The following is a 25,268-nucleotide window of genomic DNA, read 5'->3' on the forward strand; positions in this document are numbered from 1 at the left end:
GTGGGCTCCTTGCCTCGGTTCTCGCTCGCGTCCCCGTCGGCCGCGTCAGGCCGCGTTGTACTGCTGGGCGGGCGCGCCGGTGGTGTGGGCGAGGCGGGCGCGGGTGGCGCGGGTGCCCTTGGCGAGGAGGGCGGCGGTGCGGGCGACCAGCATGCCGATGGCCAGGAAGATCAGGGCGTCGGTGAGGGCGTCGCCGGTGATGCGGTGGGTGAGCATCCAGTGGCCGAGCTGGGTGGGGAAGATGTGCACGGAGGCGTACGCGAACAGCAGCCGGGCGCCGATGACCACGGCCCACAGAGCGGCGTAGGGGGCGCGGCCGGTTGAGAAGGGGGCCTGCTGGACCTCGTCGTAGCGGACCGTGAGCAGTGCGGCGGCGAGCAGTCCGAGCAGCAGGCCGGCGGCCAGGCCGATGATCTCCAGGGTGAGGCCGTTGCCGTGGGTGGCGATGTTCTTCGCGAAGACCGGCACGACCGCCGCGGCGAGCAGGACCGGGCGGGCGAGGCGGAGCCAGGCGATCTTCTTGTGGCCGAGGTCGGCGTGGAGCACGGTGGTCAGGACGGCGAGGTTGACGATCCAGACGCTGGCGTTCATGGCGGGTCCTTCGCGGTGAGGTGGTGCCGGGGTCGGGCTGACGTCTTCGACGCTACGAGCGGGGGCGGAGCCGGCTCGTCGGTCTGCGGGTGGGTGCCGGGTGGAGGCCGGGTTGACGCCGCTGAGGCGTGTGGCCTCCCGGTCGCGCGGTGGCGCATACGCGGGCGCCCCCGGGGAGATCCCGGGGGCGCTGGTGCGAGGCGGGGGCGGACGTGGGTCAGCCGCGGCGCTTGAGGGCCTTGACGAGGCGGACGAGGAGACCGATCAGCATGGCTGAACTCGCTTTCGGTGTGCGGTGGTTGGGGTGACCTGACTGGTTTCCACGCTAGGTGTGCGGCCAGGGCGGTCGCGTCAGCCCGGTAGTGGAGCGCGGGTGGAGACCGGGTTGACGCCGCCGGTGCACGGTAGGGTCAGCTCGTCGCGTCCGGCCCACCCCGAGCACTGTCCGGTCCGGTCGGCGCTCGCCCGCTTGATCCGGGAGTCCGCATGCCCGCCGTCGTCCCAGCGCTGCGCGAGCGGCCCGCCTATCTGTGGGGCATCCGCGTCATGCGGCTCGCCGGTCTGGCGGCCCTGCTCTCCACCACCGCGCGTGCGCGTCCACCCGCCGGCTGGCACGGCCTGGGCCTGGCGGTCTCGTGCGCGCTGGGCGTGACCGCGGCCGGGTGGCTGCTGTGGCTCGCCGCGGAGCACCGGCCGCGGCTGCTGACCGTGGCGCTCGCCGCGACGGCGCTGGGCGGGGGCGCCCTGGGCGGACTGTCCCCGCACTCGGTCGGTGTCGCCGCGGCGGCCGTGGCGGCGATGGTGGCGGCGGCATCCCTGACCCCCGAGACGTCCATCGCGATCGCCGTGGCCGGGTCACTGGCGCTCGCGGTGACGACCATCGTGGCCGGCGGCGGTACGGCGGTGATGCTCGGCTACCTGGTGCTGATCGGTGCCGGTCTGGGAACGGGCTTCATCCGCCGCGGCTACGTCCAGCGCGCCGACCAGGCCGAGGCACTGCTGGAACAGATCCGCCGCGCCCGGCAGGCCGAGGCCGAGGCCGCGGTCCTGGGCGAGCGCACCCGGATCGCCCGCGAGATCCACGACATCCTCGCCCACTCCCTCGGCGCCCTGTCCATGCAACTCGAAGCCGCGCAGGCACTGTTGGAGGCAAGCCCGGCAACCCGCGAGGACCCCGCCCTGACCAAGGCCCTGGGATGTGTCGGCCGGGCCGGTGACCTCGCCCGCACGGGCCTGACCGAGACCCGCCGCGCGGTCCACGCCCTGCGCGAGGACAGCGCGCTGCTGCCCGAGCTGCTGGCCCGCCTGACCACCGGCCCCGACGAGGGCGACACCGCCGCGGCCGTGCGCCTGAACGTCGAGGGAACCGTCCGCCGCCTGGAGCCGGACGCCACCCTCGCCGTGCTGCGCACCGCACAGGAGGCCGTCACCAACGCGGCCAAACACGCCCCCGGCCGGCCCGTCACGCTCACCCTCGTCTACGCCGAAGGCCACACCACGCTCACCGCCGCCAACCCGCTGTCCGGTGCCGCCGCTCCCCGCCCCCTCGGCGCCAGCGGAGCGGGCTACGGACTGACCGGGCTGCGCGAGCGCGCCCTGCTGGCGGGCGGCACCCTTCACACCGAAGTCGTGGACAACACCTGGCGGGTGTGCGTCACAATTCCCGCGTGACCAGTACCGCTTCAGCCATCCGTGTCCTCGTCGTCGACGACCAGGCCGCCGTCCGGGAAGGACTGGCGCTGCTGCTGGACACCCTTCCGGGCATCGAGGTCGTCGGCCAGGCCGAGGACGGCAACGCCGCCGCCGCGCTCGCCCGCGACCTCCAGCCGGACGTGGTGCTGATGGACCTCAACATGCCGCACTGCGACGGCATCGACGCCACCACCCGCATCCTCGCCGACCGTCCGGACGTCCGGGTCGTGGTGCTGACCACCTACGAGGACGACACCTCCATCCTCGGCGCCCTGCAGGCCGGCGCCCTCGGCTACCTCACCAAGGCCGCCACCCGCGCCGACATCGAACGCGCCGTCAAGGCCGCCGCGGCGGGCCAGGCCGTCCTCGACCCCGCCGCGCAGCGCACCCTGCTCGCCGCCGCCACCGGCACCCCCGCCCCCGCCACACCCGCCGACACCGCCCCCGACGATCTCACCGCCCGCGAGGCGGACGTCCTGCGGCTGATCGCCGAGGGCCGCTCCAACCGGGAGATCGCGCGCCACCTCGTCGTGAGCGAAGCCACCGTCAAGACCCACATCAACCGCATCTTCACCAAGACCGGAAGCCGTGACCGCGCCCAGGCCATCCGCTACGCCTACACCCACGGCTACGCCCAGCCCGGAACGAGCACGTGACCACCCACCCCACGCCACCCCGGCCGACGACCCGTCCCGGGCTCCCCCGCTGGGTCGGACCGCTGTATCTGACGCTGAGCGCGATCCTGCTGCCCTGGATCGTCCACCTCTCACTCTCCCTGCCGGGACGCCAGCTGTCCGAGCACTACCGCATGGCCTGGGTCGGCTTCGACGTCTTCCTCCTCGGACAGCTCGCCCGCACCGGTGCCTACGCCCTGCGTCCCCGCCGGCGCGACCGGGTCCCTCCCCACGCCGCCGCCAGTGCCGCCATGCTCTGCGTCGACGCATGGTTCGACATCACCACCAGCACCCCGCACGACCTGCCCCTCTCCCTCCTCCTCGCCGCCACCGTCGAACTCCCCCTCGCCGGCCTGTGCTGGTGGCTGGCCACCCGCCCCCGCACCTGAGCACCCCACGCACGCCAGGGCCGCATCCGCCTCCACCCGGCCTCCACCCGGAGTACAACCACGCGCCGACGCCCGGCGAACCCCCGGTCCCTAGCGTGAAGGGCATCCAAGGCAACGCCCCACGGCGACGACCGCAAATCGGAGGCCCCGACATGTTCCTCGCCCACTACATCGCCGGATGGATCGGCATCCCCACCGGAATCGTCATCGCGGCCCTGCTCATCCTCCGCAAACGCGGCCTGCAACTGCGCGCCCGCCGACAGCAGGCCCGCACGTCCACCGCACCCGTCGAGCCGCAGCGGCCCGCGCGCTGACGGCGCCGCCCGGATCCGGCCCGGCCACGAGTGCAGCGGACGGCTTCGCCCATGCGACGGCACAGAGACACACCCGTCGGCCGACGCGTCGCAGGATCCGCGGCCGTGCTGCCGAGGATGTCGGCGGACATGCCAGGCTGCCCGCGACCCCACGCGCCGACGGCCGCGCATGTGCCGCTCCTGAACCTGGCCAACCGCATCCACGACCTCGCACACCACCGCTGGTCCGTCCGCATGCCGGCCGCATGCCGCACGCGGTCGGGCGCCTCGGCCGTCGGCAGGCGTGGCTCAACGGCCGTGAGGCGACAGGGGGTTGATCAGGGAGGAACCGCATCGTGCGGCCCGCGCGTCTTGCCGGATGAAGCGTGGAAGGCGTAGGCGTGTCGAGGACGGGGGTGTGCGGAATTGATCTCCATCCGACCGGGAAATGCTCCACTCCCGTACGGGGCGACCGCGCCACCTCCCCCCGCCCCTTCCCCCGTCAGCCCGGCACAGTTCCGGGACTGGCCCTCGCTGCCCGGGCTCCTCCGCCTCCTGCCCGGCCCCGCACTCCTGCTGCTGTCACCGGTTCTGCTCCTGCTCTCTCCCCTGATGGGGCTGTACTCCCTCGCCCGCAGCGCCCGCCGCGTCGCCTGGCGGCTCTTCCTCCGTGGCGCAGGCTCCGGATCCGTGCACGATCCGGCAGTGGCACGCGTCAAGAGGATACGGACATATGCGGCGATCACGGTGTCACTCGCGGATGTCGTGGCCTTCGGCTCCGTACAGGACGATCTCCTTGAGTCGCTCTCGGATCGCTGGGTCACGCTCCTCACCACACCGTGGCTGCTCGTCGTCAGCACGCCGGTCGTCTTCATGGCCTTCATCTGGTGTGCGCCTCCCCGCCGCCGCCCGGCGATGTGGGCCGCCCTGCGGGCCTCACTGCGCCAACTCGGCTTGTTCGTCGGCACGTTGTTGCTCATCGCCGTACTGGTCATCGGCTGGAGCGAGACCAACCCCGCCCGGCTGGGCGGCTCCTTGGGTACGTGGCTGTCCCTCGCGTTCCTGGCGGGAGTCCTGTGGGCGGTCTTCCTGTTCCTGTTCGCCTCGGCCGCGGTCGCACGAACCGGCTTCGGTGCGGCCGCCGTTCACCCCGCGGCCCCGTCCGTGCTGGCCGCTTTCCTGGTCTGGGCGTTCGCGGCCACCACCAAGCTGCCCGACGGACCGACACCGATCGCCTATACGCTGCTCCTCGGCGGTCCGGCCACGGTGACGGCGATCGCATGGTGGGAGATCCACCGGCTGCGCGGCCGGTTCGGCGCAAGGCCGAGGGGCGGCTGAAGCCCCGCCCGACCGGAACGACGTCAGGGGCGTTCCGGCGATGGGTGAACCGTCCGTTCCCTGTTCGGCGAAGGGCTCAAGACCGTGTCGAGGTGAGCAGGCCCGGCGTCGGAGTCTCTCGGCTGTACGGGCGTACGTGTTGTTAGCCTCAGCCCTTGGTAATCGCTGCCGTGGGCAGTCGCGCAGGGGCCACGGGGCCCGCGGGTGGATCTGTAGGTCAGTCAGTGGTGAATGCGGTGGAGAAGCCCTTCCTGATGTCCGTCGAGGACGTCTTTTGCCTGCAACAGGGCAGGATGCTCATGCTGACAGGCCGGATCGAGCGTGGTCGGGTGTGCAAGGGCGACGAGGTGGAGATCGTCGGTCCTGGGGGCGGCGCGACCGCTCGCGTGGCGGACATCGACGCGAGTCACGTACGTATCGACGAGGCCTGTGCGGACATGCACATAGGGGTACTGCTGCGTGGCACAGCGGCGGAGGTGGTTGCGCGGGGCCACGTACTCGCGGCACCCGGCTCGATCAGCGCCCACGGCTGCTTCACTGCGGACATCACCCTGCTGTCCGAGGAGCAGGGCGGTGCGGATGTGGTGTCCGGCGATCGTCTTCGCGTCCACACCCGCAGCGCCGCGGTGTGGGGTACCGTCACGCTTCACGGGGTCGATGTGGTGCGGCCCCTCCATGGGGCTGAAGTGACCGTCGCCCTCGAAGAACCCATGGCGCTGGAGGAGGCCCAGCCTTTCGCGTTTCGTCACCACGGTCGTGCCGCCGGCTCCGGCACCGTGCTTCGGCTCCCGCGCTGAGCTGTAGCTCTTCAGCGTGCCGATCAGCCGCTCGAGTTCGTTCCGGCGGGCAGACGCAAGTGAGTCCTCGTGGTGAGCCCACCCCGGGAACGCCCCGGGGCCTCGTCGTCACGTGGCCCACCTGCTTGCGTGCGTCTGCCCGGAATGCACGCGGCCGAGCGGCGGGTGCCGGCCGCATGCCGGTGAGCGAAGCGCCCCGTCGAGTCCACACCGGCCATGCTCCAGTCGATGCCCCCTCGGCAGCCGCACCGGCCTGCACAGCGCGCGGGATCATCTCCCACGTGCCGTCCGCCGACATCGACGATGCCTCTCGTGCACGGTCTTTCCAGTGTCTGCCACCGGGACCGGCACACCCGAGACGCCGTTGCCGCTCGGCTCATGTGTCGAGGAGTTCCGGCACGAAGATGTCCTCGCACGTCAGCCGGCGCTTCGACAGACCCTGCTCGTGGTGGTAGCGCAGGAAGGTGTCGATGGCCTTGCGGTTCGCGTCGGTCCCGTAGGGCCACCAGTCGTCGCCGAGCAGCCGCCGGTTCTCCTCGAACAGCGCGCTGAACCATGGCGTGATGACGCTCATGTGCTGCTTCGCGGCGTCGTCGAGGTGCTTGCGCTCGGCGAGTTCCTTGGCTCGTGCGAAGGCGTCGTAGACGGCCCGTGCGAGGCCCGGCCGATGTGCCGCTTCCCTGCGGATCGCGATGACGTGCATCGGGGGAAAGATACCGGTGCGGCGGAAGTAGTCGCGCTCCACGGCCTCGTAGCCGGGGAACAGGCGGACGACCTTCGGCGAGCCGTCCAGCACCGCCTGCGGCACGTCGACGGAGATCAGTGCGTCGATCTCGCCGGATTCGAGCATGGCGCCCAGGGTCCGGCCGTCCTCCGCGTGGCGCACGTCGACGCCGTGCGGGACAGGTTGCGGGACCCAGTCGAAGGCGGGCAGGGGGTGGTTGGTGCCGCCGATGACCCAGCGGCACCGGTCGGGCGTCACGCCGTACTCGTCCGCCAGGATGCCCTTCGCCCAGATCCCGGCGTCGTGGCCGTAGAGCGCGAACTCGCCGACGGTCCTGCCGGCGAGGTCCTGAGGCTTCTCGATCCCGCTGGCGGTGTTCACGAAGATCGCCGAGTGGCGGAAGTTGCGGTTGGGCAGGACCGGCAGCGCCAGGAACGGCGCATCATCGGGGTCGAAGGTGCGCAGGAAGTAGGTGAGGCCGAACTCGGCCACGTCGTAGTGGCCCTCGACGGTGCGGCGGAAGATGTCCGACACGAGTGGTGCCGTCTCGAACACCGCGTCCACCCCGTCGACCGCGACCCGGCCGTCGAACAGTGCCTCGGTGTGCTCGTAGGCGTAGACGCCGATGCTCAGCTTCGTGCTCATCAGGAGATCCCCTCTCCGGGAGTCCGCAGGCAGGCCAGCTTCCGTAAATGGTCGTTCACTTTTATGGTGGTGCCGGAGCAGCCGAACCGTCAAGGTGAATGTTCATTCACGATGAAAGGGGCGACCATGCCGCGCATCACAGCCGAGCGTCGCGAGGCCAAGCGCACCGAGATCGTCGCGGCGGCCCGCCGCTGCTTCTCCCGCGACGGGTTCCACCAGACCTCGATGCCGGACATCGCCGCGGAGGCGGGCGTCTCGGCCGGTGCGCCCTACCGCTACTTCACCAGCAAGGAAGAGATCATCCTCACCATCGCGGGCGACGCGTTCCGGCTGATCTTCGAACCGGTCGAGCGGCTGGCCGACAGCACAGTCGCCCCGACCGTCACGGAACTGGTGGCCTCCGCACTCGACACGATCAGCGGCGAGACGGTCCAGGACACGGCAGGACACGAGGTCGCAGTCGACGAACTGCTGCGCTGCGTCGTGCAGACGTGGGCCGAGGTGCTGCGCAACGACGAGGTACGCGGCCCGGCCGCGGAGGGCTTCGAGAAGGTCCGCGCCAGCATCGCCGACGCGCTGCGCCGCGGCCGGGCCGCGGGCGCGGTGCCCGCCGCCGTGGACCCGGACCGCGCAGCCCGCGCGGTGATGGGGCTGCTGCACGGATTCCTGCTCCAGCGCGTGGCCTTCGGGCTCACGGACACGGCCGGCTTCGCAGAGGACCTGCACGCCGGGCTGATTCTGTGACGGACGACGACCGCGCGACCGCCGCCGACGCGACGCGCCGATCACCCTGCTCGCCCACGCAGACCCCCGACCGGGGCCCCGACGCGGACCACCGACTTCTGGACGTGCGGACAGGGATCAAGCGCGCCGACACCTCCCGGGCGAGCACGATCAGCGCGTTCACGGTGAGGCCAACCGTGATCCGCACAGCACGGCTCAGAACGGCGGCCTTCGGGAAGGAGTCATAACTGCTATTGTTACAACGTGACGGGAGGTGATGGACGCCATGGGTGCCAACAGCAGGCTGACCGTCGCCGTGCACACGCTGACCTGGATCGGCCTGTACCAGCGCCGCGGCCACGAGGTAGCCACCTCCGACCAGATCGCGACGAGCGTCAACACCAACCCCGTGGTGATCCGCCGCCTGCTGGCCCAGCTGCGCAAGGCCGGCCTGGCCGACTCGCGAAGAGGCGCCGGCGCCGGCTGGACGCTGTCGCGGGACCTGTCGACGATCACCCTGCTCGACGTCTACGAGGCGGTGGAGCCGGGGCCGGTCTTCGCCCTGCACCCCGCCACACCCGACCCCGAGTGCGTCGTGGGCCACGGCATAGCGCCGGTACTGGGCGTCGTCTACGACGGGGTCGAGACCGCTCTCCGCGCGGAACTGGCGAGAACCACGCTGGAGGATGTGCTGCACGACGTGCTGAGAGCCACCTGACGTCGACCGCGGGCCTCACCGGGCCGCGACAGCAGGCCGCCTTTCGCGGCCCTAAACGTAACCACAACAGTTACATCAACAGTTCGGAGAACGTCATGGGACAGCTGGACAACAAGACCGCCCTCGTGACCGGGGCCTCCACCGGCATCGGCCTGGCCGTCGCCCGCCGGTTCGCCGCCGAGGGAGCCACCGTCTACCTCACCGGCCGCCGCACGGCCGAACTGGAGGACGCCGTCGAACAGATCGGCGACCGCGCCATCGGCATCCGGAGCGACGTGTCGAGACTCGACGACCTCGACCGGCTCTTCGCCGAGATCACCGAGCGCAGCGGTCGTCTCGACATCGTCGTGGCCAACGCCGGCGTCGGCGACTTCGGCCCGCTCGGCACGATCACCGAGGAGGAGTACGACCGCACCACCTCCATCAACCTCAAGGGCACGGTCTTCACCGTCCAGAAGGCACTTCCCCTGCTGCCGGCCGGCGCCTCGGTGATCCTGCTCTCCTCCAGCGCGGCCCTGCGCGGCGTCCCGGGCCTGGGCGTCTACGCCGCCACCAAGGCCGCGATCCGCAGCCTCGCCCGCACCTGGGCCGCCGAACTCGCCGGCCGCGGCATCCGGGTCAACGCCCTCACCCCCGGCCCCGTCACAACCCCCGGCGCCGACGAACTACGGGCCGCACTCCCGCAGGACGGCCGGACCGCCGAGCCCGCCGCACCGACCCCGCTCGGCCGAACCGGCCGTCCCGACGAGGTCGCCGCCACCGCCCTCTACCTGGCCGGGGACCAGAGCTCCTTCACCACCGGCGCGGAACTGTTCGTCGACGGCGGCACCACCCAGCTGTAGCCACACAGACCGCCTCGTCACCGCCGGGAGGGCTCGGGAAAGTGACGTAGGTGTTCTTCCCGAGCGGAAGACCTCCCGGCTGCGGGCACCTGAGGCGTTCGCAGATGCCGTAGCAGGGCGACGGCCAGTTCGTCTGAGACGTGGAGGTGCCGAGAATCTCAGGTGATGGGGTCCCGGGCGGATGAATGCCGGATGCCGTGTCACCCGGCCCCGAGGTCGTCCGGGACAGGTACCGATATGATCACCCGTCCATGGATGCGAGCGCAGAAGAGATGATCGCCGTCCCGCCGGGGCGGGTGAGGCTGTCGGACCGGCGGACACAGCGCAGTTGGTCGGTCGACCTCGCGCCCTACGAGCTCGCGGCCTTCCCCGTCACCCAGGCACTGTACGCACAGGTCACCGGCCTGCGGCCAAGCACCGGCCAGGGGGCCCGGCTGCCCGTCGACAGCGTTTCCTGGTGGGACGCGGTCCGATTCTGCAATGCCCTGTCCCGGCAGGACGGGTTCGCACCGGCCTACCACCTCCACACCGACGGCGAAGGCGTCGAGTGGGACGCGTCCGCCGACGGGTACCGGCTGCCGACCGAAGCCGAATGGGAGCACGCCTGCCGCGCCGGCACGACCGGACCGCACTACGGACCTCTCGACGAGATCGCCTGGTACCGCGACAACTCCGACGAGCAGATCCACGACGTGGCTCGCAAACGGCCCAACCCGTGGGGCCTGTACGACATGCTCGGCAACGTATGGGACTGGTGCTGGGACATCTACGACGCCGAGGTCTACGGCGCCTACAGGGTGCTGCGCGGCGGCGGCTGGTTCGACGAGCACTGGAGCTGCCGGGCCTCCGCGCGGCGCCGCAGTCACCCGACCTTCCAGGTCGACGACGTGGGCTTCCGCATCGCACGCTCCCTCGTGTGCTGATCCAGGTTGTGCGCATGACCGCTTCCCGCGCGTCTTGCTTGACCACCTGAGACCAGAGACGAAGCGGACCATCCCGACGGAGACGTTGCAGGGGGTGTCGTTGTGCCCGTAAGCCCCTGGCGAGGCGGGCCTCGCCGAGTCGGGCGGCAGACCGGGTGGTCACGGCTCGGTGAGCCCCAACGGCGCCTCCGGGGAGGGCGGTTCGATCCGCGTCCTCTTCCCTCGGAGTCCCGATCCTTCGGGCGCGTCCAGGATCGCGCGCGCCGGCGGACCCCCTCCGCGAGGAGCATTGGGCGCACCCGGGAGCGGCTGACCTCGATGCCCAGGTACCGGACCCCGGCGGCCGGCGTGTCCAAGGTCCGCTCCAAGGGCCCTGGCCCGTCCGCGGCCCGCATCTCGTACGACAGCTGCACCTCAGCCGGCCGGACGGGGTCCGCTCGCCCGGGCCGACGGTCCTCGCGCGTTCGGCCCTCCGGTCCCAGGCGGTTGAACCGGTGCGGCCGGCGGCGCCCGTCTTCTGATCACACCTCAGCTCGTCGCGGTCTGTGGACCACCCCCTGCTCATACTCGTCACGGACGGGCCGTGCCCTCGGGTGGTGCAGTCACTGGCCGCCGCACGAACCGGAGGAGCAGCTGGGCCCGGCCTTCCACGGTGCCGATTGCCGATTGCCCGTGACGATGAAGCACGGCACGTACCTGATCAGCACCGCGGCTCGTAGCGGTACTTCAGCGAGTCCGGCTCCGCCGGCTCTCGGGAAGCCTCAGTCTGCGCGAGCATGCCGGTCCGTGCCCGGAGTGAATGCCGTTCCCAGTCCGGCCAGAGCTGTTCCGCAGCCACCATCGGACATCGCCCAGCAGAGAGATGACCACCTCACGGCGACGACGGCCGTGCCGGAGCTCTCGTCTGGTTGATGTCGCCGATCATCTTCCATAACCGCAGCGCCCGCTCTCGGTGCTGGTGCGCCAGGTGGTGGGCACCGGCGGCGGCGTCCAGGTCGCCGATCAGCTGCCAGCAGGCGGCCTCGTCCTGGCGGTCGCCATGCCGGTGGAACAGGCCCGCCGCGCGCTCCAACGCCGTGCTCGCCCGGTCCCGGTCACGTTGGCCGGCGTACACGCGGCCGACTTCCAGCAGTGTGTACGCGGCGCACCGCTCGTCGGCCAGTTCCTCGAAGGTGGCCAGCGCCTGCCCCAGACAGCGCAGCGCCTCGTCCGGATCACCACGTCGGTCGTGCAGCCGGCTGAACCGCCGCAGCACCACGGCCACGCGATGCCCGTCGCCCAGCGCCCTGGCCTGACCCAAAGCTCCGTCGAACCATGACTCCGCCTCGTCGAGCTTGCCCTGCATGAGCATCATCACGGCCATGGAGCAGGACAACTGCGCCTCGATGTGCCGGTCGCCCTCACCGACCGCGATGGCCAGCGCGTGCTCGACACGTTCGAGGGCCTCGTCGTCACGGCCCTGCACGCGGCTGACCGTACCCAGCATGGCGACCGACAGCGCCTCGCCGCGTTTGTCCCCACCGTCCCGGCACAGCCCGAGGGAGGACTCCAGGGCCCGGGTTGCCCGATCGAACTCGTCCTGGTAGATGTGCAGTTGGGCAAAGCCGCGGAGCAGCACCGACGCGCCGCGCACGTTGCCGGCGGCCTCGGCCGCCTCCAACGCGAGCCGGTGCCCGTGCTGCCAGTCCTGGTAGAGACACCGGTGGTCGTAGTAGGTCGCCGCGCCGGCCGCCAGCTCCCAGGCCAACTCGTCCAGTCCCCAGTCCACGGCCAGTCTCACCGCGCCGAGCAGGTTGTCGCGTTCCGTGTCGAACCAGCCGGCCGGGTCGGCCATCAACCGGTCCACGACCGCATCGGGCAGCGACCGGCGCGGTGCCGAACCGGGCGCGGCTGCCAGCAGCCCGGCTGCCGGCAGCCGATCGGTGCCGCGCCCGATCAGTTCGAGCCAGACGGACAGCACCCGGATGATCGCGTCCCGTTTGTCCTCCGCCGGCAGCGGGGCGGCGATCTCCACGGCACAGGTCCTGATCAGGTCGTGCAGCCGGTAGCGCGGCTCGCCGAGGGCGTCGGTGGCGGTCAGCCGCACCAGGCTGGCGTCGACGAGGGTGTCCAGCACCGCATCGCCGTCCGAGCGGTCCAGCAGCGGGCCGACCACCCAGCCGGGCAGGGTGCAGGGGCCGAGCAGGCCCAGCAGGCTCAGCGCGCGCACCGCGTCGGCCGGCAGCAGCCGTAAGCTCAGTTCGACACTGGCCCGCACGCTGAGGTCCCCGATCCTCAGCTCGGCCAGCCGCCGTGACTCGTCCTCGATGCGTTCCCGCAGTACCCGCAGCGACCAGGCCGGGCGGCCCGTGAGCTTGCCGCTGGCGATGCGGATCGCCAGCGGCAGGTTGCCGCAGCAGTCGAGGATCGCGTCGGCCTCCCCCGGCTCCCGCTCGACCCTCTGCCGCCCGACGATCCCGGTGAACAACTCCCGGGCCTCTGCCGGGCTCAGCACGTCCAGGTCGATGTGCCGCGCGCCGGGAAGTTGCGTCAGCAGAGTGCGGCTGGTGATCAACACCGCACAGCCCTCGGCGCCGGGCAGCAACGGCAGCACCTGATCGGCGTGACCGGCGTCGTCCAGCACCACCAGCATCTGCCGGTCCACCAGCAACGACCGGTAGAGCGCGGCTCGCTCGGACAGGCCGTTCGGGATCGCGCTGCCGGTGATCGAGAGCGCACGCAGTGCTTCGGCCAGCATCAGCCCCGGGTCCCGTGGCGCGTCCGATGTCGCCGCGAGGTCGAGGTAGAGCTGGCCGTCGGGGAAGTCGGCGCTCGCCAGCCGCGCGGCGTGCGTCACCAGGCAGGACTTGCCGACACCGGGACCGCCCACGACGACGGCCACCGGGGCCCGGTTCGACGCCGACCCGTCGAGCATCCCGGCGATCTCGGCCAGTGCTTCGGCCCGGCCCACGAAGTCGGGTACGTCGAGGGGAAGTTGACGCACCGGCATCACCATGGCCGGCCCGGGGGCCGCCGGGGCAGGGCTCTTCGGTGGCGTGGCCGAGGGGCCGTTCGCCGGGATCGTGACCGCCAGGGCGGGATCTGCGGTCAGGATGCGCTGGTGCAGCGCCTGGAGCGGCGGGGTGGGGTCGACGCCGAGTTCGTCGGCCAGTGTCCGGCGCAGCCGCTCGTACACCTGCAGCGCATCGCCTTGTCTTCGACACCCGTAGAGGGCGACCATCAGGTGTTCGACGACCTGCTCGTCGTAGGGGTGCTCGCGCAGCAGAGCGGTCAGTTCATCGACGACCTCTCGATGACGCCCCAGGCCGAGTTCGACGGCCAGGCACTTTTTGTGCGTGGCCGCGCGTCTCTCGTTCAGCCGGGCCGCATCGATCTCCAGGGCCTGACTGGGGGTGTCGACCAGGGCGCTGCCGCGCCAGCAGGCGAGCGCCCGTCGCAACGCGGCCGCAGTCTCGGACGGGGTCGTGTGCTGCTCGGCGAGGTGTCGCTCGTGGTCGAACTCCAGGAGGTCGAGCTGCTCCCGGGCCAGGTGGATCTCGTAGCCGCCGCGCCGCGTGCTGATCAAGGAGCCGGGTGCTCCGCAGGCGACGAGGTTGCGGCGCAGCCCGGAGACTGCGTCCTGGACCTGGCGGACCGCGGTGGCGGGCGCGTTCGTGTCCCACATCACGGCGACGAGCCGTTCCATGGCGACGCTGTTGTTGGCGTCGATCAGAAGTGCTGCCAGCATCTTGGCCTGCCGCGGCCCGTTCAACGGGACCGCGCGTCCGGCGATCTGGGCGTGTAACGGCCCCAGTAAGCCGAATTTCATGCTCCCCCTGGTACGTGACGATGAGCGCCGATCCCCCCTGGCTGACCTCGCACGAAGACGAATCTAGGACGGTCGGCGGATCCGTGTCCATAGCGTCTCCGCAGCACGGCTCACCGGCAGTACGGCAGAAGGAGCACTCTTCAACCAGGGTGTCCGGGCAGGACGGCGGCAAGGACATGGCCCGCTGCCTCCGGGGCAACGGCGGAGCGAGCTGGTACGAGTCCTCGATCGTCGCGCGCAACGGTACGAACTCCTCGCACGACGACTGCACCGACAACGGCACCTGCAACCAGGGTTTCGACCAGGCGGGCGTCGACCTGAGCAACTGGTGACAGGTGCCTGAGCACACCGGTCGAAGGAGGGGTCCCGGTCGATGCCGGTCAGACACAAGCCCCTCGCGGTCGCACTGGCCGTGGTCATGGCCGCGATGGTCGCGGCGGGGTTCGCGTACTTCCCGTCCGACGACGGCCGGACGGCCCGGGCGACGGCCGACACCCGCCGTTCCGTGCTGATCCTGGCAGGTGCTTCCGGCCAGGGCGAACTCCGAGTGGACCCGGGTGGACCGTGAGGTGCAACACGACAGACGTTATCGATCGGCACGTGAGACGTGGAGATCCTGTGCGGCGGCGGCCGGTCATCCGGCGCGGTCCCGTCTCGCACTCATCACGGACCTGCGCAGGGAGTACACGTCCGTGATGGCAGGCATTCAGGGTGGGGGCCACGCGCTGCCCCAGGACCGACTGGCGGCGCCGGCCGCCCGGAGTCCTGCGTGGCGGACGTTCCATCGATCGGAACTCGATGCCGCCGTGGCGACGTTCCCCTGCCCGCAAGCCGCCGATCGGACCTATGTGTCCGCATTTCTCCAGTACCTGAACCGGAACAGTTGAGGGCGGCGCGCCGAGCCGTGCCGTCCGCAGCCGGTGCCTGGTCGACCCGGAGGCCAGTGGTGCACCAGGGCCATGGGCCCGCACACGTCGCTCAGGGGGTCGTGTACGCGGTAGGCCGCCACCTCCGGGCCGGCACCCACAACCAGACAGCGGCACGCGAGTCGACCGGACACCCGCCAAATATAGTAAAATTTCAGCTAAGTTCCGGCTAAATAAGCAGCACTGCACGTTCTGACCACAAGGGCCCACCATGAACAACGACGCGATCGCAACGGCGGTCCTGCTGGCAGAACTGGGCGTCATGGTCCGCTACCGGCTCGTCCACCGTCGCCGGGAGCGCCCCAGCGACTGGCCCCAACTGACCGACGTCCGCTACAGCCACCTCGCCGCAGCCCTGGCCGCGGCCGTCATCGGGTGGGCCCTCACCGGAGCGGACAACGGCTGGGACGCCCTGACCTCAGTGCTGTTCCTCGGAGTGTTCATCCCCGCGGCAGCCGCCCTCGCCGCCACCACCCTGTGGCGGCAGCCGCTCACCGGTTGGCTCATCTGCGCAGCCGGAGGACTCACCACAGGCATGGCCACCGTGTAGGCGCCTCTCCCCGGGGAAGCGCGCGGAGGACCGACGGGCGGACCTGCCCGCCGAACACGCAGGCGCCGTCAGCGCGTGTGAGCCGGCGCGGGAATCTCCCCGGGGTGCGCGAGCAGCCACGCGACGCGCTCGCGGCTGACGTCGTCGGCCGGGGTGTAGACGTTGATGCAGGTCTCCGGTGTGGCGGTGACGGCGAGCGTGGTGCACCGGTACACGACCTGGCCGACCGCCGGGTTGCCGTACGTCCGGAACTCTCTGGTCACCGGCAGGGCGACGTCCTGGGCGGCCCACAGCGCGGCGAACTCCGGGCTCGCCGCCGACAGTCTGCGGACCAGGCCGGTCCAGGCGGGTTCCTTCAGGTGCCGCGCGTACGCGGCGCGGAACGTGGCCACCAGCGCGGGCAGTTCGGTGTCCCTGTTCTCCATCGTGTTGCAGCAGGGCGGGACGAGGAACACCTCGCAGAGCAGGTTGAGTTCGCCCCGTTCGATGAAGCGCGGCCACATCAGCCGGTACGGCCGGTTCCAGGCCAGCACGTCGTAGCGGGAGTTGGCACTGGGTGCCATGCGCATCACAGGCCTGGCGCTCGCCGCCACCTCCGCCGTCGCTGCCTGGTGCGGAGCGCGACTGGCCCGAACCGGTCGGGATCGATCACCGGGTCAACGGGAAGCGACCTTCAAGGTGCCGCACGGCCGGGCGAGTTCGAGAAGTTCGGGGCGGCGAGTGCTGTGACCGGGGAGGTTCGCCGGGTTCCTCGTCGGGATCGTGGGACGCGACGGGGTGTGTCTTCCGCGAAGATCCACCGCCCGCTGAGACGGGAGGGCCGGTCCGGAGACCCCATTGGTCGCCCGGCCGGCCCTCCCGGTGTGCGTGCCGCGGGTCGCTACCGGGCCTCGTCCTGGTGGGACAGCTCCAGGTCGAAGTCGGTCACGCCGCTGCCGTCCAGGCGTACGGACGTGGCGACCGGGGCGTAGCCGCTGGCGATGACGGTGTACTCGCCGCCGTCCAGGTCGGTGAACCCGTAGGCCCCGTCGGTACCGGTGACCGCGGTGCCGACCACGTTTCCGGCCGAGTCCAGGAGCATGACCTTGGCGTCGTCGAGCGGCGTGCCGGCGGGGGTGGTGACGACGCCGCCCAGCCGGGCACTGGACTCCAGGCGGATCTCGTGGACCTCCCCGGCGCCCGCGGTGACCTCGACGGGAAGCGCGGCCGGGCGGTGTCCGGGCGCGTTCACGACCAGCGTGTAGCTGCCAGGGACGAGTTCGGCGAGCGTGAAGGTGCCGTCCGCGGCGGTGGTCCCGGAGGACACGACCTCGCCGCGCACGTCGGTGGCGACCAGCAGTGCCGCGGGCACCGGGCGGGCGTCGACGGCGTCGCGGACGACCCCGGACAGGGCGACGGTGCCGCTGAGGGCGAGGTCGCAGACGACCGGCTCCTCGCCGACGAGCACGGTGACGGCCTGCGGCTGGCGGGAACCGGCGGCGGCGATCAGCACATAGGTGCCGGGGCCGGTGACGGACACCGCGTAGCCGCCGTCGGGGCCGGTGACGGCGCGGCCGAGCTGGCGTCCGTCGACGTCGATCACGGTGATCACGGCCTGCGCCACCGGCGCGTTGGCGCCGTCCAGCACGTGGCCCCGGACGCCGTACGACGGGCCGCCCGGAAGGGGGGCGAACCGGTCGGCGGGCGACGCGGCGGCGGGCCGGTCGTCACCGGCGGGCCCGGCGGCGGCACGCTCCTCGGCGAGGGGCTCGGCGACCGGCTCGGCAGCCTGCTCGACGGCCGGGGCGCCGTTCTCCTCGGCGGCCTGCGCCTCCAGTCCGGAGACCTTGCGCAGCGGGACCTCCTTGGTCCACACGGCGACCAGGAAGCCCAGCACCATCACGCCGGCGGCGATGAGGAACACGAGCTGCATCGAGTCGGTGAAGCCGACCTTGAACGGCTCGGCCAGGCGCGGGTCGAGCTGCTGGATGAACGAGGAGTCGTTCAGCACGCCCGAACCGCCGCTGCCGCTCGCCGCGGGGTGCTTGAGCATGTCCAGCACGGGCGCGTTGGCGGGGTTGGCGCGGACGGCCGGGTCGTGCAGCGCGGCCTGGAACGCGGGCGTCTGCGCGGCGGAGCGGAAGGCGGAGCCGATCTTGTCGCCGACGGTGCTGAAGAGCACGGAGAGGAAGATCGCAGTGCCGGCGGTGCCGCCCATCTGCCGGAAGAAGGTGGCCGACGCGGTCGCCACGCCCATGTCCTTGGGCTCCACGGCGTTCTGCACGGCCAGGGTCAGGATCTGCATGCAGCCGGCGAGACCGATGCCGAACAGCGCCATGTAGGCCATGGTCTCGGGCAGCGCGGTGTTCCACTCCACCCGGTAGTGGAACAGCAGCAGCGCGGCGATGATCAGCGCGGTGCCGATGACGGGGAAGATCTTGTACTTGCCGGTCTGCTGGATGATGCGGCCGACCACGATGGTGCCGGCGATCATGCCGACCATCAGCGGCAGCATCAGCAGGCCGGACTTGGTGGGACTGACCCCCTTCACGATCTGGAGGTACAGCGGGACCATCATCATGCCGCCGAACATGCCCATGCCGACGAGCACGGACAGCAGGCTCATCTTGCTGAACACGGCACTGCGGAACAGCCGCATCGGGATGAGGGCCTCTTCGCCCATCGCCCGCTCGACGAGGACCCACACGATCAGGCCGACCGCGCCGACGCCGTAGCAGACGAGGGACTTGGTGGAGCCCCAGCCCCAGTCCTGGCCCTGCTCGGCGACGAGCAGCAGCGGTACGACACCGATGGCGATGGTGAGCGCGCCCCACCAGTCGATGCGGTGGTCGCGGCGGGTGTGCGGGAGGTTCAGCACCTTGGCGACGACGAACAGCGCGATGATGCCGACCGGCACGTTGACCAGGAAGACCCAGCGCCAGCCCGTGATGGCCAGGATGCTGCCGCGGCCCGCGAGGAAACCGCCGATCAGCGGGCCGAGCACGCTGGAGGAGCCGAACATCGCGAGCATGTAGCCCTGGTAGCGGGCCCGCTCGCGGGGCGGGACGATGTCACCGATGATCGCCAGCGCCAGTGCCATCAGGCCGCCCGCGCCGATGCCCTGGAAGGCCCGGAAGGCCGCCAGCTCCGTCATCGAGGTGGCGAACGAACAGGCCGCCGAGCCGACGATGAAGATCGAGATGGCCGCGAGGAAGAACGGCTTGCGGCCGTAGATGTCGGACAGCTTGCCGTACAGCGGCGTGCTGATGGTGGAGGTGATCAGATACGCGGTCGTGACCCACGCCTGCGAGCTGAGTCCGTGCAGATCGTCGGCGATCGTACGAATCGAGGTGCTGACGATGGTCTGGTCGAGCGCCGCGAGGAACATCCCCAGCATCAGGCCGCTGAGGATCGTCATGATCTGCCGGTGCGTCATTCTGCCGGCCGGTGGTGGCGCGGATATCTCTGCGGTTCCCCCGCGGGCCGGGGACGCTGACATGGTCATGCGTACGAATCTCCTTGCCTCGCCTCGCCCCCCGGGCTGTTCCCGGCTCCGAGGCTCGTGTTCATGTGGTCCGCCGGGTCGCCGTGGGGGCGCTGCACCAATCCCCGATCGACGTGCGAGCGCACTGCTCACTCACGGCCTTCCGACGGCCCGTGCCGATCTTCACTCACGTACCGTTGCTTGCGGCTACCAACTGAGTGTAGATCCTGGCCGGGCCAGGCTCTATCACATGGGTCCGATCACCCGTATGTGCGATCAAAGACTGTCCGATCATCGGACGTCCGGCGCTCACGGCATGGCCAGCCAGCCGATCGCTCCGGTCACGCCGAAGAGGGCGAAACCGATGCCGCATGCCAGCAGCAGCCATTTCAGCAGCCGGCCGGCCCCGGGGGACCACAACGCCGCGCCGATCCGCCCGCCCAGCCGGGGCATCGCGGTGGCGAACGCACCGCACAGAGAGGCCAGGCCGCCGACGAGTGCCACCACGGCGGCACAGATCCCGGCCAGCCGTCCTGCCGTCGGGGCGACCCCGACCAGGTAGCAGTGGCTCCTCGCGTCCCGCTGGACCGGCAGGACCGTCCCCGCCTTGAACGACTCGCCGATGGAGGCGTACGGGTCCGTGAGCCGGTGATCGTCGGAGCGGAAGACTCCGTAGCAGTCGGTGTGACGCTGTTTGCCGGTGCCGGAGGTCTCGCAGTAGGTGATCCGCAGCAGCCCGGGAGTGCCGGACATCCGCGTGGAGTACCTCATGTCACCGGCGAGACCCACGGCGCCGGCGATCCCGAGGCCGCTGAACAGCACGCCGGCGAACACCATGAACAGCACCATCGCGATGCGGCCCAGCCTGGTCTTCGGCTCACTCCCGGTCCCCGCCCGGACTCTTCCCGTCCTCACCGGTGTCACGTCTCCCCCGCCTGCCCGATGTCGATCCGGCCGGTCATGATGCCACCGGCCTTCCGGCCCCGACGCACCACCCCGGCCCAGCACACCGGACCCCCACAGTTCCTGCGGCGCTTTGCACACGGGCCGCGTGTGCCCTGTCTCCGGGTACGGGCTACAGGTCGTCCGGGGTGCCGAGACCGGTCAGGGCGCCCACCGGGTCGAGGTCCGGGGTGCCGCGGGGCCACCAGTCGTCGCGGCCCGGCTCGGACTCGTAGGCGTACCACAGGCCGTCGCGGCCGAGGCGGAGCTGGGCGTGGCCCTGCGGGTGGGTGAGGCGGTTGCGCCAGGGGCGGAACGCCGGGAGGTCGGCGGCGAGCAGCAGCGGGCGGGCCCGGTCGAAGCGGCCGGCCGGCGGATCCCACGGCTCCTCCAGGGCGGCCAGCCCGGCGGACGCGCCCTGCCGCCAGGCGGCGACGGCCCGCGCGAGATCGGACGCGGTACGGCCGACGGCCGTGGCGAGCGTGGCGTACAGCGTGCGGGTGGCGGCGGTGAGGCCGGAGCCGGGGCGGGCGGCGGCGAGGCGCACCGCGTCCTGCCACAGGGTCAGCTCACCCACCGGGTCACGGCCGGTGGCGAGCAGCGCGTGCGCGCGGGCGGCGGCGTCGGTCGCGAGCTGGTCCAGGGCGAAGGGGTCCGGGCCGCCGGGGGCCGCGGGATAGACCGGTGGCTGCCCGGAATGCGGCGGCACCGGCAACGGAGGGGGCAGCGGCGGCACCCGGCGGGGCGTGAGGGCGTCGGTGGCGCGCACGCCGGGCAGGGCGTCGGCCTGCCGCTCCTGGGCGGCCCGGGCCGCGCGGGCCGCACTGCGCCGGGACAGCGCGTCGAGCAGGTCCTTCTCGCCGCGGCCGCGCAGCAGGAGCAGCACGAACGGGTCGGCGTCGAGCAGCCGGGCCGTCTGGTAGCAGAGCGCGGCGGCGTGCTTGCAGGGGTGCCCAGAGTCGGGACAGCTGCACTGCGGGGCGAGGTCACCGGGCCCGGGCAGCAGCGGCACACCAAAGTCGGCGAGGGACTGGGGCAGCTCCTTGTCGAGGAGCGCGGCGATGTGCCCGGGCCGGTCGGCTGCCGCGTCCAGGAAACGCTCCCAGTCCTCGTCCTCCAGCCTGCGGACCCGCACCTGCACGCGATACGGCCGCGGCCGGCTCCCGCGTACGTACGCCAGCACGAGCCCCGGGGTCACGGTGATCGCGTCGACGTGTCCCTGGTCGGCGTAACCCCGGCCCCGCGCCAGCCGCTTGGCGTCCAGCGCGCCCTGCTCCAACGCGTCGGCCCACGCGTTGCCCCACCAGGTCCCGGCGAACGACACACTCCCGTCGGCAGCCGCACGCGCCGCGAACGCCGGGAACGTACGCCGCAGTTCGGTGTCCCGGTGGGGGGTGGCCATGGTGGCGGGCAGGTACGGGTGTGCGGAGGCGGGGACAGGGGCGGGGTGGTCGGGGTCGGTGCCGGCAGAGGTGGGTGACGGGTGGGTCGCGTCGGCAGTGGACACGGGGGCAGTGGGCTGGGGCTCCGGGTGGGGGTGGTCGCCGGCGCCGGCGCTGGTGTCCGACGGCCGGCTCTCCTCGTCCGGGGTGTCGGACCAGGTCGGCATCCGGAAGGCGTTGGCCAGGTAGTGCCGCATGTCCTGGGCGGCCTTGGTCCGGTTCGCCCGGGAATCCTCTCCGGGCTCGGACGCGGTGCGCGACGCCGATGCGACGGCACCGCCCGACGCGGGCGCCCCGCGTCGGGTACGGGGGTGCGCCGTCCGCCCGTCCCGCGCGGCGCCTCGTTCCGCCGCGTCCGCCTCGGCTTCGGCCAGGGCCCGGACCGCCTCCCGCCGTGCGGCTCGCAGCGCTTCCCTGGCGACGTCCGCGGGCCGGCCGCCGGCGGGGGTGCTGGGGCGGGCCCGGGTCGCGGAGGTCTCGTCCGGGACCGGGGTGGTGGTGTCAGCCGGGACCGTGGCCGTGGCCGGGCGGGCTACGGCCGCGTTCTCCGGCCACGCCTCGGCGTCGCCCCGCCCCGCCGGTGCCTGCGTCGCGCCGGCGGAGTCCTCCCCCGCCGTCCCGGAATCCGGCGCGCGCCCTGCCTTCGACCGTTCCCGTGCCTCCTTGAGCACTCGGTGAACCATGTCGGCAGGAGTCTCCTCGGCTCCGTCCGTCCCCGTCCCCTCTCGCGCCTGCTCGCCCCTGGCCCCGGCGGCCGTACCGGCAGGAGTCGGCTCCTCCCCGTCCCGTGCCTGCTCGCGCTCGGCGCCGGCACGTCGCCGTGCTGCCCGCAGGGCCTGGCGGGCCGCGTCGGCGGGGCGGGGGGCGGCGGAGGTCGTGGGGTCCTCCGGGGGGAGGCTCATGGGGTCCTCCGGAGGGATACGAGGTCGGACAGTTCGCGGTCGGTCAGCTCGGTCAGGGCCGCTTCGCCGGAGCCCAGGACGGCGTCGGCGAGGGCGCGCTTGGCGGTGAGCATCTCGGCGATGCGGTCCTCCACCGTGCCCTCGGTGACCAGGCGGTGGACCTGGACGGGCTGGGTCTGGCCGATCCGGTAGGCGCGGTCGGTGGCCTGCTCCTCCACCGCCGGGTTCCACCAGCGGTCGACGTGGATGACATGGCCCGCGCGGGTGAGGTTCAGACCGGTGCCCGCCGCCTTCAGGGACAGCACCAGGACCGGGGTGTCACCGGCCTGGAAGCGGTCGACCATGCGCTCCCGCTCCGGGACCGGGGTGCCGCCGTGCAGCAGGTCCACCGGGATCGCGCGGGCGGACAGGTGCGCGGTGACGAGGCGGGCCATGCCGACGTACTGGGTGAAGACCAGCGCCGAGCCGTCCTCGGCGAGCAGGGTGTCCAACAGCTCGTCCAGCAGGGCGAGTTTGCCGGAGCGGTGCGTCAGGCGGCCCCCGCCCGCCTCCTCCTTCAGGTACAGCGCGGGGTGGTCGCAGATCTGCTTCAGGGCGCCCAGCAGCTTCAGTACCAGGCCCCTGCGGGCGATTCCGTCGGCGGTCTCGATGGCGAGCAGCGACTCGCGTACCACCGCCTCGTACAGCGCGGCCTGCTCGCGGGTGAGCGGAACCGGGTGGTCCGTCTCGGTCTTGGGCGGCAGCTCGGGGACGATGCCCGGGTCGGACTTCTTGCGGCGCAGGAGGAAGGGCCGGACCAGGCGCGCCAGGCGCTCGACCGCCTCGGCATCCTCGCCGTTCTCCACCGCGCGCGCGTGACGGGCGCGGAAGGACTTCAGGGGGCCGAGGAGGCCGGGGGTGGTCCAGTCGAGCAGGGCCCACAGTTCGGAGAGGTTGTTCTCCACCGGGGTGCCGGTGAGGGCCACGCGCGCGGGGGCCGGGATGGTGCGCAGCGCCTTGGCCGTGGCCGAGTAGGGGTTCTTCACGTGCTGGGCCTCGTCGGCGACGACCATGCCCCAGGGGTGGCCGGCGAGTTGTTCGGCCGCCGAGCGCATCGTGCCGTACGTGGTGAGGACGAAGCCGCCCGCCAGGCCGTCCAGGGTGCGGTCCTGGCCGTGGAAGCGGCGGACCGGGACGCCGGGTGCGAACCGGGTGATCTCCCGCTGCCAGTTGCCGAGCAGGGAGGCCGGGCAGACGACGAGGGTCGGCTCGGTGCGGGCCCGCTTCAGGTGCAGGGCGATGAGGGTGACCGTCTTGCCGAGGCCCATGTCGTCGGCGAGGCAGCCGCCGAGGCCGAGGGAGGTCATGAGGTCGAGCCAGGCCAGGCCGCGCAGTTGGTAGTCGCGCAGGGTGGCGGCCAGCCCCGCGGGCGGGTCGGCCGGGTGCAGGCCCGCCGTGAGACGCGCGCGGAGAGCTGCCAGGGCGCCCGTCGGCACGGCTTCGACGGTCTCGCCGTCGACCTCGGCGGTGCCGGTGAGCGCGACGGACAGGGCGTCGACCGGGTCGAGCAGCCCCAGTTCGCGCTTGCGGGCCTTGCGGACCAGTGCCGGATCGACCAGGACCCAGCGGTCGCGCAGCCGCACGACCGGGCGGTGAGCCTCGGCGAGGGCGTCCATCTCGGCCTCGCTGAGCGGGTCGCCGCCGAGCGCCAGCTGCCAGCTGAAGCGGAGCAGGTCCTCGCTCTCGAAGAAGCCGGTGCCGTCGGTCGCGGAGCCGGGCGCCGGGCGGAGCACGGCGGCGGCCGTCAGATCGTGGGCGAGGTCCCGCGGCCAGTGCACGGCGACCCCGGCGGCGGCCAGCCGGGAGGCGGCGACGCCGAGCAGTTCGCCCAGCTCCTCCTCGGACAGGGCGAGCACGTCGGGCACGTCCTGTCCGGCGAGCCGGTCCAGGGGCGCCCACACGCGGGCCGCGCGCCGTACGGCGAGAGCGGCGTCCACGCGCGCGCGGGGGCCGAACGCCGCGTCGGCCTCCCCCGCCCACAGGGCCGCCGCATCGGCCACCAGGGTGGGGTCGGCGAGGCTGTGGACCTGCACGATCGCCGCTCCGGCGGCCCGCGCGCCGTCGCTCGCGCCGGCGTCGAAGACGTCGTACGCGGACAGGTCCAGGCGCAGCGAGATCCGCACCCCCGCGTCCATGCCGGCGGCGACCTCGGCCGCCCAGGCGTGGGCCCGGGGCAGGGTCACGGGTTCGCGGGCGGCGAAGGGCCGGCCGGCGGTGTGCGGGGCGGCCGGGGTGCGCGGCAGGGTGTCGGCGACCGCGTCCAGGAAGGAGCGGACCAGGGCCTCGGGCTCGGGCAGCCGCAGCGGGCCGGGGCCGGCGAGCGGCACGGCGTGGCCCTCCGGGGGCAGGGCCGCGGCCACCGCACGCAGATGGGCGATGTCGTCGGGCTCCAGCGGGCCGGCCCGCCAGGCGTCGTGCCCGGCGGGGGTCAGGCCCGGCAGCAGCCGGCCGCGGGCGACCAGCCGCAGCGCGTGCAGCGCGGCGGCGCCCCAGCAGGCCGTCGCCGGGTGGGCGGCCGGGTCCCGGCGGGCCCGGACCAGCAGGGGCAGGGCCTCGGTGAGCGGCAGGGTCAGCGCGGGGACCTGCCGGCGGCGCACACCGGCACCGTGCCGTCGTACGACGGTGAGCTCCTCGGGGACGCCGGGGCCGGGCACGGAGCCGCCGTCGGGGTCCCAGAAGGCGATGCGGCCCTGGCGCGGCAGGGGTGCGGGCAGGTAGACCGACGCCAGACGCACCGGGACCAGGTCCTCGGCCCGAGCGGAACCGTCCGTGCGACCCGCCGCCGCGACCGTGCCCATGCTCATCTGTCCTGCCACCTCCCGCCCGCATACCGGAACAGACCTCTTC

At 72.3% G+C, this 25,268-nt stretch carries 21 protein-coding genes; 13 read left to right on the plus strand and 8 right to left on the minus strand.

Annotated elements, in window-relative coordinates; all coding sequences use genetic code 11:
• Positions 1-45 precede the first annotated feature (45 nt).
• On the minus strand, positions 46-591 hold the full coding sequence (locus BIV25_RS15340; RefSeq protein WP_071372848.1) for a hypothetical protein: 546 nt from the start codon (positions 589-591) through the stop codon (positions 46-48).
• Positions 592-1,077: 486 nt separating this feature from the next.
• On the opposite strand from BIV25_RS15340, the gene BIV25_RS15345 reads away from it, so the two are divergent.
• The 6 genes from BIV25_RS15345 to BIV25_RS15365 all read left to right on the plus strand — a co-directional run bounded on the left by BIV25_RS15345 (position 1,078) and on the right by BIV25_RS15365 (position 5,774).
• Positions 1,078-2,262 carry a sensor histidine kinase gene (locus tag BIV25_RS15345; RefSeq protein ID WP_071372849.1) on the plus strand — a complete coding sequence of 395 codons (1,185 nt, stop codon included), beginning with the start codon at positions 1,078-1,080 and terminating at the stop codon, positions 2,260-2,262.
• Complete coding sequence (locus BIV25_RS15350; protein WP_071372850.1) at positions 2,259-2,939, plus strand: response regulator; 681 nt, start codon at positions 2,259-2,261, stop codon at positions 2,937-2,939. The genes BIV25_RS15345 and BIV25_RS15350 overlap by 4 nt, the downstream gene beginning before the upstream one ends.
• Entirely contained in the window at positions 2,936-3,346 is a 411-nt protein-coding gene (locus BIV25_RS15355; protein ID WP_071372851.1) for a hypothetical protein, read from the plus strand. The genes BIV25_RS15350 and BIV25_RS15355 overlap by 4 nt, the downstream gene beginning before the upstream one ends.
• Before the next feature lie 152 nt (positions 3,347-3,498).
• Entirely contained in the window at positions 3,499-3,660 is a 162-nt protein-coding gene (locus BIV25_RS51040) for a hypothetical protein (protein ID WP_177235285.1), read from the plus strand.
• A 684-nt stretch (positions 3,661-4,344) separates the two neighbouring features.
• Positions 4,345-4,977, plus strand: coding sequence for a hypothetical protein (locus BIV25_RS15360; protein ID WP_143076640.1), 633 nt, complete (start codon positions 4,345-4,347; stop codon positions 4,975-4,977).
• A gap of 236 nt (positions 4,978-5,213) precedes the next feature.
• Entirely contained in the window at positions 5,214-5,774 is a 561-nt protein-coding gene (locus BIV25_RS15365) for an EF-Tu/IF-2/RF-3 family GTPase (RefSeq protein ID WP_079176648.1), read from the plus strand.
• 376 nt (positions 5,775-6,150) lie between these two features.
• On the opposite strand, the gene BIV25_RS15370 is transcribed toward BIV25_RS15365, so the two are convergent.
• Complete coding sequence (locus BIV25_RS15370; protein ID WP_071372853.1) at positions 6,151-7,143, minus strand: 4,5-dihydroxyphthalate decarboxylase; 993 nt, start codon at positions 7,141-7,143, stop codon at positions 6,151-6,153.
• A gap of 126 nt (positions 7,144-7,269) precedes the next feature.
• Here BIV25_RS15370 and BIV25_RS15375 point away from each other — a divergent pair, with 126 nt between their 5' ends.
• From BIV25_RS15375 to BIV25_RS15395, 4 genes are all read left to right on the plus strand, one after another.
• Positions 7,270-7,887 (plus strand): TetR/AcrR family transcriptional regulator, encoded by a 618-nt coding sequence (locus BIV25_RS15375; RefSeq protein WP_071372854.1) that lies wholly within the window; start codon positions 7,270-7,272, stop codon positions 7,885-7,887.
• A 265-nt stretch (positions 7,888-8,152) separates the two neighbouring features.
• The gene (locus BIV25_RS15385; protein ID WP_071372908.1) at positions 8,153-8,584 is read left to right on the plus strand and encodes an Rrf2 family transcriptional regulator; all 432 of its coding nucleotides are present in this window, start codon (positions 8,153-8,155) and stop codon (positions 8,582-8,584) included.
• Between the two features lie 95 nt (positions 8,585-8,679).
• On the plus strand, positions 8,680-9,426 hold the full coding sequence (locus tag BIV25_RS15390) for an SDR family NAD(P)-dependent oxidoreductase (protein ID WP_071372856.1): 747 nt from the start codon (positions 8,680-8,682) through the stop codon (positions 9,424-9,426).
• Positions 9,427-9,677: 251 nt separating this feature from the next.
• Complete coding sequence (locus BIV25_RS15395) at positions 9,678-10,349, plus strand: SUMF1/EgtB/PvdO family nonheme iron enzyme (protein WP_071372857.1); 672 nt, start codon at positions 9,678-9,680, stop codon at positions 10,347-10,349.
• 871 nt (positions 10,350-11,220) lie between these two features.
• On the opposite strand, the gene BIV25_RS15400 is transcribed toward BIV25_RS15395, so the two are convergent.
• Positions 11,221-14,076, minus strand: a complete 2,856-nt coding sequence (locus BIV25_RS15400; protein ID WP_177235286.1) for a BTAD domain-containing putative transcriptional regulator — start codon at positions 14,074-14,076, stop codon at positions 11,221-11,223.
• A gap of 164 nt (positions 14,077-14,240) precedes the next feature.
• Between BIV25_RS15400 and BIV25_RS15405 the strand changes: the two genes are divergently transcribed.
• The 3 genes from BIV25_RS15405 (at position 14,241) to BIV25_RS15415 (ending at position 15,633) form a co-directional block, all read left to right on the plus strand.
• Positions 14,241-14,489 (plus strand): hypothetical protein, encoded by a 249-nt coding sequence (locus BIV25_RS15405; RefSeq protein ID WP_143076641.1) that lies wholly within the window; start codon positions 14,241-14,243, stop codon positions 14,487-14,489.
• Between the two features lie 41 nt (positions 14,490-14,530).
• Positions 14,531-14,725: a hypothetical protein gene (locus BIV25_RS15410; protein ID WP_071372860.1), complete on the plus strand. Its 195-nt coding sequence runs from the start codon at positions 14,531-14,533 to the stop codon at positions 14,723-14,725.
• Between the two features lie 569 nt (positions 14,726-15,294).
• Positions 15,295-15,633, plus strand: coding sequence for a hypothetical protein (locus BIV25_RS15415; RefSeq protein ID WP_071372861.1), 339 nt, complete (start codon positions 15,295-15,297; stop codon positions 15,631-15,633).
• A gap of 68 nt (positions 15,634-15,701) precedes the next feature.
• Here the strand turns inward: BIV25_RS15415 and BIV25_RS15420 are convergent, their stop codons facing one another.
• The 5 genes from BIV25_RS15420 to BIV25_RS15440 form a co-directional block, all read right to left on the minus strand.
• Entirely contained in the window at positions 15,702-16,196 is a 495-nt protein-coding gene (locus BIV25_RS15420; RefSeq protein ID WP_143076642.1) for a hypothetical protein, read from the minus strand.
• 317 nt (positions 16,197-16,513) lie between these two features.
• Positions 16,514-19,117, minus strand: a complete 2,604-nt coding sequence (locus BIV25_RS15425) for an MFS transporter (RefSeq protein WP_071372863.1) — start codon at positions 19,115-19,117, stop codon at positions 16,514-16,516.
• Between the two features lie 288 nt (positions 19,118-19,405).
• On the minus strand, positions 19,406-20,011 hold the full coding sequence (locus BIV25_RS15430; RefSeq protein WP_143076643.1) for a hypothetical protein: 606 nt from the start codon (positions 20,009-20,011) through the stop codon (positions 19,406-19,408).
• A gap of 160 nt (positions 20,012-20,171) precedes the next feature.
• Complete coding sequence (locus tag BIV25_RS52755; protein WP_256255829.1) at positions 20,172-22,382, minus strand: SWIM zinc finger family protein; 2,211 nt, start codon at positions 22,380-22,382, stop codon at positions 20,172-20,174.
• The gene (locus BIV25_RS15440) at positions 22,379-25,219 is read right to left on the minus strand and encodes a DEAD/DEAH box helicase (RefSeq protein WP_071372865.1); all 2,841 of its coding nucleotides are present in this window, start codon (positions 25,217-25,219) and stop codon (positions 22,379-22,381) included. Before BIV25_RS15440 ends, BIV25_RS52755 begins: the two co-directional genes overlap by 4 nt.
• Positions 25,220-25,268 lie beyond the last annotated feature (49 nt).

It is taken from the genome of Streptomyces sp. MUSC 14, from assembly GCF_001866675.1.
GTDB lineage: Bacteria > Actinomycetota > Actinomycetes > Streptomycetales > Streptomycetaceae > Streptomyces.